Origin of the sequence: Ferrigenium kumadai, from assembly GCF_018324385.1 — a bacterium.
GTDB classification, from domain to species: Bacteria; Pseudomonadota; Gammaproteobacteria; order Burkholderiales; family Gallionellaceae; genus Gallionella; species Gallionella kumadai.
Genome location: NZ_AP019536.1, coordinates 1,178,972 through 1,191,853, shown reverse-complemented (window position 1 = coordinate 1,191,853; position 12,882 = coordinate 1,178,972). Strand labels below are relative to the sequence as shown.

The 12,882-nt window shown below is 60.5% G+C and carries 10 protein-coding genes; 5 read left to right on the top strand and 5 right to left on the bottom strand.

The window, feature by feature from the left end; all coding sequences use genetic code 11:
- Positions 1–115: 115 nt before the first annotated feature.
- From FGKAn22_RS05760 to FGKAn22_RS05740, 5 genes are all read left to right on the top strand, one after another.
- Positions 116–2,800, top strand: a complete 2,685-nt coding sequence (locus FGKAn22_RS05760) for a bifunctional acetate--CoA ligase family protein/GNAT family N-acetyltransferase (protein ID WP_212787011.1) — start codon at positions 116–118, stop codon at positions 2,798–2,800.
- A gap of 98 nt (positions 2,801–2,898) precedes the next feature.
- Positions 2,899–3,264 carry a c-type cytochrome gene (locus FGKAn22_RS05755; RefSeq protein WP_212787010.1) on the top strand — a complete coding sequence of 122 codons (366 nt, stop codon included), beginning with the start codon at positions 2,899–2,901 and terminating at the stop codon, positions 3,262–3,264.
- 78 nt (positions 3,265–3,342) lie between these two features.
- Entirely contained in the window at positions 3,343–3,999 is a 657-nt protein-coding gene (locus tag FGKAn22_RS05750) for an arylesterase (RefSeq protein ID WP_212787009.1), read from the top strand.
- Between the two features lie 61 nt (positions 4,000–4,060).
- The gene (mprF, locus tag FGKAn22_RS05745) at positions 4,061–6,622 is read left to right on the top strand and encodes a bifunctional lysylphosphatidylglycerol flippase/synthetase MprF (RefSeq protein WP_212787008.1); all 2,562 of its coding nucleotides are present in this window, start codon (positions 4,061–4,063) and stop codon (positions 6,620–6,622) included.
- Complete coding sequence (locus tag FGKAn22_RS05740; RefSeq protein ID WP_212787007.1) at positions 6,619–8,019, top strand: virulence factor family protein; 1,401 nt, start codon at positions 6,619–6,621, stop codon at positions 8,017–8,019. Before mprF ends, FGKAn22_RS05740 begins: the two co-directional genes overlap by 4 nt.
- Positions 8,020–8,033: 14 nt before the next feature.
- Here the strand turns inward: FGKAn22_RS05740 and hypA are convergent, their stop codons facing one another.
- From hypA to FGKAn22_RS05715, 5 genes are read right to left on the bottom strand one after another with little or no spacing between them, the layout of a single operon-like run.
- The gene (gene hypA, locus FGKAn22_RS05735) at positions 8,034–8,375 is read right to left on the bottom strand and encodes a hydrogenase maturation nickel metallochaperone HypA (protein WP_212787006.1); all 342 of its coding nucleotides are present in this window, start codon (positions 8,373–8,375) and stop codon (positions 8,034–8,036) included.
- 14 nt (positions 8,376–8,389) lie between these two features.
- The gene (locus FGKAn22_RS05730; protein ID WP_212787005.1) at positions 8,390–10,015 is read right to left on the bottom strand and encodes an NAD(P)-binding protein; all 1,626 of its coding nucleotides are present in this window, start codon (positions 10,013–10,015) and stop codon (positions 8,390–8,392) included.
- A 1-nt stretch (position 10,016) separates the two neighbouring features.
- Positions 10,017–11,018 (bottom strand): thiamine pyrophosphate-dependent enzyme, encoded by a 1,002-nt coding sequence (locus FGKAn22_RS05725; protein WP_212787004.1) that lies wholly within the window; start codon positions 11,016–11,018, stop codon positions 10,017–10,019.
- A gap of 9 nt (positions 11,019–11,027) precedes the next feature.
- Complete coding sequence (porA, locus tag FGKAn22_RS05720; protein ID WP_212787003.1) at positions 11,028–12,284, bottom strand: pyruvate ferredoxin oxidoreductase; 1,257 nt, start codon at positions 12,282–12,284, stop codon at positions 11,028–11,030.
- Positions 12,277–12,858: a 2-oxoacid:acceptor oxidoreductase family protein gene (locus tag FGKAn22_RS05715; protein ID WP_212787002.1), complete on the bottom strand. Its 582-nt coding sequence runs from the start codon at positions 12,856–12,858 to the stop codon at positions 12,277–12,279. Before FGKAn22_RS05715 ends, porA begins: the two co-directional genes overlap by 8 nt.
- Positions 12,859–12,882 lie beyond the last annotated feature (24 nt).

Sequence of the window (12,882 nt, the reverse complement as noted above, 5' to 3'; positions counted from 1 at the left end):
CGGACTTGAGGCCACAGGGATGGCGAATGGAACCGGTCTGCATATCCGACCTACCATAGAAGCGTAACACGACGGTGTTATCATATTTCCCAGACACATCACCGGAACCGGAACCATGGGCAAGCATTACCTCAATCCCCTGTTCGCACCCAAGTCCGTCGCCGTGTTCGGCGCCAGCGACCGCCAGGACTCGGTCGGCCAGATCGTGTTCAAGAACATGCTGGAAAGCGGCTTTCAGGGTGAGCTCTACCCGATCAACCCGAAGAATGCAGAGGTGCAGGGCAGGCGCGCCTACGCCTGCATCGCCGACGTCGGCGAGCCGGTGGAACTGGCGGTGATCGCCACGCCGGCGCAGACCGTGCCCTCCATCATCGAGGATTGTGGCATCCACGGCGTAAAGGCCGCGGTCATCATCACCGCCGGCTTCGGCGAGGCCGGCCATGAAGGTGCGGCGCTGGAAAGACAATTGCTTGAGACCGCGCGACGCTACGGCATCCGCCTCATCGGCCCGAACTGCCTGGGCATCATGCGCCCCTCCATCGGCCTCAACGCCACCTTCAACAAGGGCAGTGCGAACACTGGCAACATCGCCTTCATCTCGCAGTCCGGGGCGCTGTGCACCGCAATCCTGGATTGGGCGCAGAGCAACGACGTCGGCTTCTCCAGCGTGGTATCGATGGGCTCGTCGACCGACGTGGACTTCGGCGAGATCCTCGACTATCTCGTGTCCGACGCGAACACCCACAGCATCCTGATGTACATCGAGGGCATCCGCAACGCTCGCAGCTTCATGAGCGCGATGCGCGCCGCCGCTCGCTTCAAGCCGGTCATCCTGGTCAAGGTCGGGCGCCATGCCGCCGGCTCGAAAGCGGCGCTGTCACACACCGCCTCACTGGTCGGCGCGGACGACGTGTTCGATGCCGCCGTGAGCCGCGTCGGCGTGGTGCGCGTGCAGACCATCACGCAGCTGTTCACCGCGGCCAAGGCGCTGTCCTGCGGCTTCCGCCCGGTAGGCAACCGGCTTGCCATCGTCACCAACGGCGGCGGGCCGGGCGTGATGGCGACCGACCGCGCCGCCGATCTCGGCCTCTCGATGGCCACGCTGTCCGATGCCACCATCGAATACCTCAACCAGTACCTGCCGCCGAACTGGCCGCACGGCAACCCCGTGGACGTCATCGGCGACGCACAGGCCGAGCGCTACCACCATGCAGTGAAGGCCTGCCTCGAGGACGACAACGTGGACGGGGTGCTGGCCATCCTCACGCCGCAGGCGATGACCAAGCCACTGGAATCGGCGCAGGTGCTGCTGGAGCTCGCCGACACCCACAGCAAGCCGCTGCTGACCTGCTGGATGGGCGAAACACAGGTCGCAGCCGCTCGCGACGCGTTCAACAAGGCGCGCCGTCCGCATTTCCGCACACCCGAGCCCGCAGTCGAAGTGTTCTCGCACCTCTCCGCCTACTACCGCAACCAGAAGCTGCTGATGCAGATGCCCGGTCCGTTCTCGCACCACGTCGAGCCGGATGTAGCAAGTGCTCGCCTGATCATCGAGGGCGCGATGCAGGAACACCGCAAGGTGCTGACCGAGATGGAGTCCAAGGCGCTGCTCTCCGCCTTCCACATCCCCGTGGCGCGCACCATGGTCGCGCACTCGCCCAACGAGGCGATGCTGATCGCGCAGCAGCTCGGCTTCCCCGTGGCGATGAAGGTCAACTCGCCCGACATCACGCACAAGAGCGATGCGGGCGGAGTATTGCTCAATGTGAACAACGCCCATGAGGTGCGCGCCGCCTACCAGCACATCATCGACAACGTTCAGCACAACCGCCCCAACGCCAAGATGGACGGCATCTCCATCGAGCCGATGGTCGTCAAACCGAACGGGCGCGAACTGATGATAGGCGTGACCAGCGACCCAGCATTCGGTCCGGTGATCACCTTCGGCGCGGGCGGTATCGCCGTCGAAGTGATGGGCGACCGTGCCGTCGCGCTGCCGCCGCTGAACTCCTTCCTGGTGCGGGAACTGATCCAGGGCACGCGCATCGCCAGGATGCTCGGCGCCTTCCGCAGCATGCCGCCGGCCAATCTGGAAGCGCTGGAAGACGTGCTCCTGCGCGTGTCGGAAATGGTGTGCGAACTGCCTCTGCTCAAGGAGATGGACATCAATCCGCTGATCCTCGACGAGAACGGCGCGCTGGCCGCCGATGCGCGCATCGTGGTGGAATACCGCCAGCCCAGCGCGGACCGCTACGCGCACATGGCGATCTACCCCTATCCCACTCACCTCATCAGCCAGTGGCAGATGCCTGACGGCATCGACGTCACCATCCGCCCGATCAGACCGGAAGACGCCGATCTGGAGAAACAATTCGTGCATGACCTGTCGGAAGAATCCAAATACTTCCGCTTCATGAACAGCATCCAGGAACTCACCGAGACCATGGTGGTGAAGTTCACACAGATCGACTACAGCCGCGAGATGGCGCTGGTTGCCGTCACGGAACAACAGGGCCGCGAGCTCGAGCTGGGCGTGGCGCGCTATGCCATCAATCCGGATGGCGACACCTGCGAATTCGCACTGGTGATCGCGGACAACATGCAGGGCAAGGGACTGGGGCAGCGGCTCATGGTCGCGCTGATGGAAGCGGCTCGCTCCAACGGACTCTCGGTGATCGAGGGCGAGGTGCTGAACAACAACCACAACATGCTCAAAATGATGACCCGCCTAGGCTTCACCATCAAGCCCAGCGACGAGGATCCTGCGATTATGAAGGTCAGCAAGCCGCTGTCGATCTGAACAAGCACAGTAAGTCAATAAAGGTTCAGTTGTCTTTATAGAAATTTGTGCGACACGTTTCGTTTCATTGCTTTTGGATCCTTCTCAAGGAGAGAACCATGAAACTTGAAATCATCAGCATTGCTGCAGCAACCGGACTGATGTTCACGGCATCCGCGAGGGCCGCCGAACCGATGCCGCCAATGGCCACGAAGCTTGGCTGTATCGCGTGCCATGCCATCGACAGGAAACTCGTCGGCCCCGCCTGGAAGGATGTCGCCAAGAAATACACCGGCAAGGGCGTCAAGACATTCAAATACAACGGCAAGGAATATCCCCTGATCGACGGCCTGGTGATGAAGGTATCCAAAGGAGGTTCCGGCAACTGGGGCAACATCCCCATGCCGCCTAACGACCCGAAGGGACTGCATAAGGCGGATATCACCGAACTGGTTAAATTCGAGCAGAGCCTTGCCAAGAAATAAGTTCCAGGCTGGATACCGGGAGCTGCTTGCGGCCCCAATGACCACTTACGGCAGTTGGCTAACAGACAGGAATCCAACATGAGCCCAGCAGATCATCCGAACCGATCAAGCCGTATTCGACGCTTGATATTTTTGATGCTCGCCATCGTTCTTGTCGCTGCCTGCGGCAAGGAAAAGGAGGTCCCCCTTTCTCCCGGCAGCCAGGTACTGGCGCTGGGCGACAGCTTGACCGCCGGGGCCGGCGTGACTCCCGAGGAGGCGTGGCCCGATCTGCTTGCAAAACGAACGGGCTGGGTCGTGATCAACGGCGGCGTAAGCGGCGACACCAGCGGCGATGCATTGCAGCGGTTGCCGGCGTTGCTTGAGGAACACACACCTGTGCTGGTGCTGGTGACGCTGGGAGGAAACGACATGCTGCGGCATATTCCCCAGGACGTGACTGTCGCCAATCTGGAAACGATACTCACACAGATCAAGTCGCACGGTGCAAAGGCGGTTCTGCTGGCGACGCCGAAAGCCAGTGTCGCGGGCGTTGTCTTTCAAAACCTGACGGTGCCGGATTTCTACCGTGAAGTGGCCGACAGGCAGCAGGTCCCGTTGATCGAGGACGCGATCGCCGATGTCCTGTCCGATCCGCAATTGAAAGGCGACCCCCTGCATCCCAATGCCGCTGGGCACGCACTATTGTCCGGAAAGATCTTTGATGAGCTGAAGTCTATCGGGTACGTACGCTAGCGCAGAAGACGGAGCATATCGGATCCTGCAGAATGGAACTCCAACGGTCCAGGCGAGGTTGATGGTGGAATTCAAAAACACACTGCACAAGTTGACCCCGGCCATCAGCCTAGTTTTGTTCACCGTGGCTATCCTGGTCGTTTACCACGAGATTGAGGTCTACCACTGGCGGGACATCCGGCATGCATTGCATGCCTTCCCTGTATCGCTGATGACGATGTGCGCCGCGCTCACGCTGTTTAGCTATATCGCCCTGAGCTTCTATGACTACCTGGCGCTGGAATATGCAGGGGAAAGTCTGCCTTACCGGCGCGTGTTGTTCACGTCGTTCCTGAGTTACGCCATCAGCAACAATGTCGGCCATGCCTGGCTATCGGGCGGCTCGATGCGTTACCGGCTCTATTCCGGATGGGGGATGCCGGGAGTTTCCATCGCCAAGGTGGTGCTGTTCTGCACCGTTTCCTACTTGCTTGGCGCAGTGACCATCATGGTGGGCGGTTACGCGTTCTCACCGGATCGTAACCTCATCACCGACAGGCTGCCTCCGGGCTCGGTGCAGACGGCGATCATGGCGGGGACCATATTGCTCATCACATGGTGGGCTATCGTCGCTTTCTACCGGAAGCCCTTGACCATCAAAGGATTCTGTCTGGAGGTACCAGGATTTTCGCTCGCCCTTCGTCAGCTGCTGGCAGCCCTGCTCGACCTGTTGCTGGCGTCACTGGTGATGTATCTCCCGCTGTCGCACTTCACGGGCATGCCCTTTGGCGATTTTCTGGTGCTGTACATTTTTGCGCAGCTTGCCGGACTCATCAGCATGGTGCCGGGCGGGATCGGCATCTTCGAAGGCAGCTTCATCTTCCTGGCCTCCGGCCACTATTCGGCTCCCCACATCATTGCCGCACTGATCATCTATCGCGCCGTTTACTATTTCATGCCGCTACTCCTCGCCGGTTTCATGCTGGCGGCTTATGAGTTGAGGGTTCAACGAATCATCGAGCACAGGCTGGTGAGCACGGCAATCAATGTCATCGAATCCGCGATACCGCAGATATTCTCTATCCTGTTGATGCTGGGGGGCGGTGTATTGCTGTTCTCGGGCGCCACGCCCGCCCTGAAGGATCGCCTGGGATGGATGGAGTACCTCATACCGCTGCCGGTGATGGAGCTTTCCCACCTGCTCGGCAGTGTCGCGGGCGTGGCCCTGCTGCTGCTTTCACAGGCAGTGAGGCGGCGTATCGATGCCGCCTACTTTGCCACCATCGCGATGCTGGCACTGGGGATCGTTGCCTCGCTGGGCAAGGGACTGGATTACGAAGAGGCGATGTTCCTGGGGATAATGCTGGCCTTGTTCATCCCGGTCAGGAAGTTCTTCTACCGAAAATCGGCCCTGTTGCAGCTGGAACTCTCCCCTCAATGGCTGATGCTGGCGGCGATCGTGGTGCTCGGCTCGACCTGGCTGGGCTTCTTTTCCTACAAGCACGTGGAATATTCCAGCGAGCTCTGGTGGCAGTTCGCCCTGCATGGAGATGCCTCCCGCTTTCTGCGATCCCTGGTGGTTATCTTGATCGTCGTTACCGGGTTTACCGGTTATCGGCTGCTGACCCGTCCGGCGCTTACCCTCGTATTGCCTACTTCTGCGGAGCTCGATAAAGCGGAGGCCATCGCCAGGCAGTCCAGTGAAACTTCCCCTCATCTGGCATTGACCGGCGACAAGTATCTGCTGTGGAGTCAAAGCGGCCGCAGCTTTCTGATGTTCGCCGTCACGAACCAGTATTGGGTGTCGATGGGCAATCCCGTGGGGATCCCGGAAGAGCATGATGAATTGGCCTGGAAACTCCGGACGCTGGCTGACCGGCACGATGCAAAAATCGCCTTTTACCAGGTAAGCAAGAACCACATCCCGCTCTATCTCGATCTTGGTCTCGCGCTCATCAAGCTGGGCGAGGAGGCCAGGGTGCCTCTCCCATCTTTCAGCCTGGAAGGGAACAAACGATCCGGCCTTCGCCATTCCTACAACCGGCAGCAACGCGAGGGCTTGTCGTTCGAGATCGTCCCATCCTCCGGCGTGGGCGCCATCCTTCCCGAACTCCAGATCATTTCCGACCGATGGATGGAGGACAAGAAGGCTCGTGAGAAACGTTTTTCGCTCGGTTTTTTCAATGCGGACTATCTTCGCCGCTGCGCGATTGCGCTGGTTAAAAAGGATGGATGCATCATCGCATTTGCCAACCTGTGGGAACTGGAAAACAAAGAAGAGCTTTCCATCGACCTGATGCGCTATGAACCGGAGGTTCCGCATGGATTGATGGAATACCTGCTCATCTCTCTTCTGCTGTGGGGAAAAGAACAGGGATATCAGTGGTTCAACCTCGGTATGGCACCGCTTTCAGGGCTGGAACAGCATCCGCTCGCGCCGCTCTGGAACAAGATCGGCAACACCATATTTCGCTTCGGCAACGAGTTCTATAACTTTGAGGGACTGTATCAATACAAGAACAAATTCGATCCTGTCTGGCAGCCGCGTTACCTTGCCGCACCTGCGGGCCTGTCGATGGCATCCGCCCTGTTATCGGTGACGACGATTATTTCAGGCAATCTGAAAGGCGTATTTACCAAATGACCAGGACACTGACTGCGGCAGCCTTGCTGCTATTTTTAATAACGAGCCGCGCCTTTGCGTCCGGTGTTATGGAAAGCACCGATAGCTTCGGGCCTTTCGGTACGCTGCACATTTATAAATCCTCAGAACAGCCCAAGCATGTAACGTTGTTCATCTCGGGCGATGGCGGCTGGAATCTGGGCGTGATCGATATGGCCAGATCGTTGGCGGAACTGGACAGCATGGTGGTCGGCATCGACATCACGCACTACATCAAGCGACTCAATGCCGGGAGCGAGAAGTGCGCTTATCCCGCGGCGCATTTCGAGGCGCTCAGCCAGTATCTTCAGAAGAAATATCGCTTCCCGCACTACACCCTGCCGGTGCTGGTGGGTTATTCATCCGGCGCGACGATGGTCTATGCCACATTCGCACAATCTCCGCCCAATACCTTCGCCGGCGGGATCAGCATGGGCTTCTGCCCCGACCTGAAGACAGCCAAGCCATTCTGCAAAGGCAGCGGCTCGTTGACCGGCACCTACGATTCGAAACTCGGGTTCATCTACCAACCTGTTCCCGCCCTGGCATCGAAACTTTACGTCATGCAGGGCGATGTCGATCGAGTGTGCAGCACGCCCGATACGAAGGCGTTCCTGAACAGGATAAATGGGGCCGAATTGATCGAACTGGCCAAAGTCGGGCATGGGTTCTCCGTGCAGAAGAACTGGATGCCTCAGTTCAGGGACGCCTTCCAGAAAATCTCAGTTGTACGGCCACCTCCGATGACACCCGTGCACGTGACTGATGAGCTCAGCGACCTGCCCTTGGTCGTGCTTCCCGCAACAGGCAAGAGCGACACGCTGGCTGTGATGGTCTCCGGCGATGGCGGCTGGGCGGGCATCGACAAGCAGGTTGCGGAAGCCTTGAATAAAGACGGGATTGCGGTTGTCGGGCTTAATTCCCTGCAGTATTTCTGGGAGAAAAAAGACCCGGGCATCGCCGGCAAAGACCTCGCACGCATACTGGATCACTACAGCAAGGCCTGGGGCGCAGAGAAATTCATTCTGGTCGGATATTCGTCAGGAGCGGACACGCTGCCGTTCATGACCAGCCGCCTGCCGGACTCGCTGCAATCGCGGGTAAAAGTCGTCGCCTTACTTGGGCCGGGAAAGGAAGCCAATTTCGAGTTTCATGTTTCCGAGTGGCTTTTCAATATCGATAGTCCGTATAAAGTCATCCCCGAAATGCAAAAACTGAAAGGCATGAATGTGCTTTGCATCTACGGCGAAGATGAAAACGACAGCGCGTGCAAGCCGTTAGACAGAAAAGATTTCGCCGTCATCGAAATGAAAGGCGGCCATCACTTCTCCGGGGATTACGAAAAGCTGGCGGATACCATACTCACCCATGCCAGGTAGGTACCCGAGACAAGTCACTCCACTTCCAATTCCCTGACGCGCATGTTCTCGCCGCTGGTCACGCGCACCTTATGGCTGCCGCAGGCCGGACATGCTTCGTAGCGAGCAGTGATCACTGCCTCGCTCGAACAGTCCAGGCACACTCCCCGCCCTGGAATCTCGACGATCTCCAGCCGCGCCCCATGCGCGATACTGCCATGCATCACCGCATCGAAGGCGAAGCGAAGCGCATCTGGCTCGACGCAGGAGAGCCGGCCGATCTCCAGCCATACTGTCTTGACGCGATGAAAATCCTGGTTGCGCGCAGCGTTCTCGATGATCTGCAACACGTTTTCGGCCAGGGACATTTCATGCATGGTTGAATCCCTCGTCAGATATCCTCAGGAACCATCTTGATCGCCCCGCACGGGCACTCCGCCGCGCACAGGCCGCAGCCCTTGCAGTAGTCGTAGTTGATCCGGAACCGCTTGCCGGGGCCGAGCTTGATCACCGCGTTATCGGGACACACGCCGTAGCAGTTGTCGCACTCGAAGCAGTTGCCGCATGACAGGCAGCGCCGCGCCTCGAACAGCGCGTTGGTCTCGTCCAGCCCGCCCTGCACTTCGTCGAAGCTGGTCTGGCGGCGGATGATGTCCAGCATCGGGCGCACGGTCTTGTCGGCGTCGGAGTAGTACCACGGATTGAGCTTGTCGAAGGTAGCGATCTCGTGTTTCGGTGCAGGTTCATAGGTGGTGCCGAACAGCCATGCATCGATGTGGCGCGCAGCCTTCTTGCCGTGGCCGATCCCTACCGTAACAGTGCGTTCAGACGGCACCATGTCGCCGCCCGCGAAGATGCCGGGATAGCCGGTCATCATGTTGGGACCGACCTGCACCACGCCGTCCTTGATCTCCAGACCGGCCACACCGTCCAGCAGCGAAAGGTCGACGTCCTGCCCCAGCGCGAGCACCAGCGAGTCGGCCTCGATGGTCTCGAATTCCCCGGTCGGCTGCGGGAAGCCCTTGTCATCCAGCACCATCTTCTCGACGGTCAGGCTCTTGTCGCCAGCCTGCTTGATGGTGGACAGCCACTTGATCATCACGCCTTCCTGCAAAGCCTCCTCGATCTCGAAATCGTGCGCCGGCGCCTTGTCGCGCGTGCGGCGGTAGACGATGACCGGCTCGGCTCCCATGCGCTTGACGGTGCGAGCCACGTCCACGGCGGTATTGCCTCCGCCGTACACCACGACCTTGCGCCCCAGCATGGGCTTGTCTTCGCCCTCCATCGAGCGCAGTACCGAAACGGCATCGACGATATGCGCCGCATCGCCTGCGGGGATGAAGGTGCGCTTGCCGATGTGCGCGCCGACCGCGAGGAAGGCCGCGTCGAAACCTCCCTGCTTCATGCTCTGCTCGATGTTCGCCACTTTGGTATTGAGCTTCAGCGTGACGCCGAGATCGAGGATGCGCTGCACCTCAGCATCCAGCACGTCGCGCGGCAACCGGTACTTGGGGATGCCGAAGCGCATCATGCCGCCCGCGAACGGGCCGGCTTCCTGTATCTCGACCTTGTGGCCCATGCGCGCGAGATGATAGGCGGCAGAAAGGCCCGAAGGCCCCGCGCCCACCACCAGCACCTTCTTGCCCGTGGCCGGAGCCGGATCGGAGAACTTCCACCCGCGCTTGATCGCCTCGTCGCCGAGGAATCGCTCGACCGAGTTGATGCCCACAGCCTCGTCGAGCTGGCCTCGGTTACATGCCGTTTCGCAGGGGTGATAGCACACGCGCCCCATGATGGCTGGCATCGGATTGTTCTCCACCAGCACGCGCCAGGCCTGTTCGTAATCGCCGGACTCGGCGTGGAACAGCCAGCCCTGGATGTTCTCGCCCGCGGGACAGGCGTTGTTGCAGGGCGGCAGGCGGTCGAGGTACACCGGCCGCGCGGTGCGCCATGTGCCGGTGAGGTTCGCGAGCGATGTTCCCGGTTTCAGTGTGATAGCGAATGGTTTGCTGGGCATCTCAGTTGTTCTCCTCGTCCACCAACCCGTACTTGCGGATGTTGCGGTCGGCGATGGCCTGCAGGCGCGCGATCATCTCGGGATGCCCGTGCTTGCCGAACAGGTGCGCGAAACGCCGTTGCGGCTTGAGGTATTCCTCCACGGGCAATTTATGGCGTATCTTCAGCACGCCGGTGACCTCGCCGTGCTCGGCCTCGAACACCGGGAACATGCCGGTCTCCTTGGCCAGGCGCGCGATGCGTATGGTGTCGTCCGATGCTGTGCCCCAGCCCAGCGGACAGGGCACGAAAAGATGAATGTAGCGTGAACCGCGGATGTTCATCGCCTTGCGCACCTTGTACTCGAGGTCGCGCAGATCGGCCACCGTCGCCGTGGCGACGTAGGGAATGTTGTGTGCCATGGCGATCTCGGGCAGGTTCTTGCCCTGGCCGAACACGTTGCCGGGCTCGGCACCGACCGGCATAGTGGTCGCCGTACGCGCAGTGGGCGGCGTGGCGCTGGAGCGCTGCACGCCGGTATTCATGTATGCCTGATTGTCGTAGCAGATGTAGAGCACATCGTCGTTGCGCTCGAACATGCCGGACAGGCAGCCGAAGCCGATGTCGGTGGTACCGCCATCGCCGCCCTGCGCCACCACGCGCACATCGGTTTTTCCCTTGACCTTCATCGCCGCCGCGATGCCGGTCGCCACCGCCGGTGCGTTGCCGAACAGCGAATGGATCCAGGCCACCTGCCAGGACGATTCTGGATAAGGCGTGGAAAACACTTCGAGACAGCCGGTCGCATTTGCCGCGATCAGCTGCCCGTGGCTCTCGGCCATCGCCGCATCGATCGCATAACGCGCCCCCAGCGCTTCTCCGCAGCCTTGGCAGGCACGATGGCCCGAATCGATCGCATTGGCACGCAACAGACTGGACTGCACGCTGCGCTCGTCCGGCGCCAATAAACGGTTGCCGACAGTGTAGGTGCCGGTCTGGTAGAACTTGACTGGTTGGAATCCCATGATGCCTCCTCAACCGAATTTCGCCGCCGAAACGATGCCCTTGTCGTGCAGCAGGTTCTCGGCGATGGGGCCGGAGTGACGGGTCTGCCGCTCGCGCTCCAGTTGCTTGTTGACTGCGTCCCAGTCCAGATCGAGGAAGTTGACCGGCTCCAGCTCTTCCTTCTCCGCCCGCTGGAACACCTGGCGCAATGAGGCCATGGTGATCGGCCGTCCGCCGAGACCCGCGACCACGGTATAGCCCTTGAGGCCGGTGCCGGTCACCGCCATGCGCACGTCGGTGGCAACGATGCCGCCCATGCCGACGGCGAGGCTCTTCTCCAGCACCACGAAGCGCTTGCAGTTCACCAGCGCGGCACGCACTTCCTTGAGCGGAAACGGACGGTAACTGGTGATGCCGAGCACGCCGATCTTGTGGCCCTCGTCGCGCATCTCGTCCACGGTGTCCTTGATGGTGCCGAGCACCGAGCCCATCGCCACGATCATGGTCTCGGCGTCTTCGGCACGGTAGGTGCGAACCAGTCCGCCGCTGTCGCGCCCGAACTGCTGCTTGAACTCGGATGCCAGTTGCGGGATCAGCTCCAGTGCCTGCATCTGCTTGGCGTGTGCGAGGTAGCGCACTTCCATGAAGGCTTCCGGCCCGACCATCGCACCGATGGAGATAGGTTCGTTGGGGTCGAGCACCTGGCGCGGGTCGAACGGCGGCAGATAGGCGTCGACCTGTTCCTGGGTCGGGATATCCACGCGCTCGAATGCGTGGGTGAGGATGAAACCGTCCATGCACACCATCACCGGCATCGACAGTTCCTCGGCAAGACGGAACGCCTGGATGTGCAGGTCGACCGCTTCCTGGTTGGTTTCGGCAAATAACTGCATCCACCCGGAATCGCGCTGCGAAAGAGAATCGGAATGATCGTTCCAGATATTGATCGGCGCGCCGATGGCGCGGTTCGCCACGGTCATCACGATAGGCAAGCCGAGGCCGGAAGCGTTGTACACCGCCTCGACCATATACAGCAGTCCCTGCGAGGCGGTTGCAGTGTAGGAGCGCGCGCCCGCTGCCGATGAACCGATGGCCACAGACATCGCGGCAAACTCGCTCTCGACGTTGATGAACTCGCAGGGCGTCAGTTCGCCCGCTTTGACCATCTCGCCCAGCGCTTCGACGATATGGGTCTGCGGAGAGATCGGATAGGCGCAGATCACTTCCGGACGGCACAATGCGATAGCTTCGGCGACGGCGCGGGAGCCTTCGGTCTGTTTAAGCATTCGTACCCTCCTCCATCTTCGCTTTAACCAGGTTGTAGGCCTCGGTCGCGGCGGCGATATTTCCTTCGGCCACCTTGCCGGAAAAACGTTCATTGATCGCCTTGATGACCGACTCCAGGCGAATCAGGCCGGACAGTGCGGCGAAGCCGGCCAGCAGCGGCACGTTGGGGATGGGGCGGCCGATATGCTTGAGTCCCAGTTCGGTGGCCGGCAGGGTGCACAATCTTTTGGGCCCTCTTTCCTTGACGAGGTCGCCCAGGCCGATGTCCTCGAAACTGTGATGGGAGTTGAGCAGCACGTAACCATCCGGCTTCAAGCCGGCGAACACGTCGATCTGGTGCAGCAGAGTGGGATCCTGGATGATGAGCGCGTCCGGCTCCATGATGGGCTCGCGCAGGCGGATCTCCTTGTCGTCGATACGGCAGAACGCCACCACCGGGGCGCCGGTGCGCTCCGAACCAAAACTGGGAAAGGCTTGCGCGTGACGACCTTCCTCGAATGCGGCGACCGACAGCATCTCCGTGGCCGTCACCACGCCCTGGCCGCCGCGGCCGTGTATGCGTATCTGGAACATACCCCTCCCGTTCTGGTTCTTACG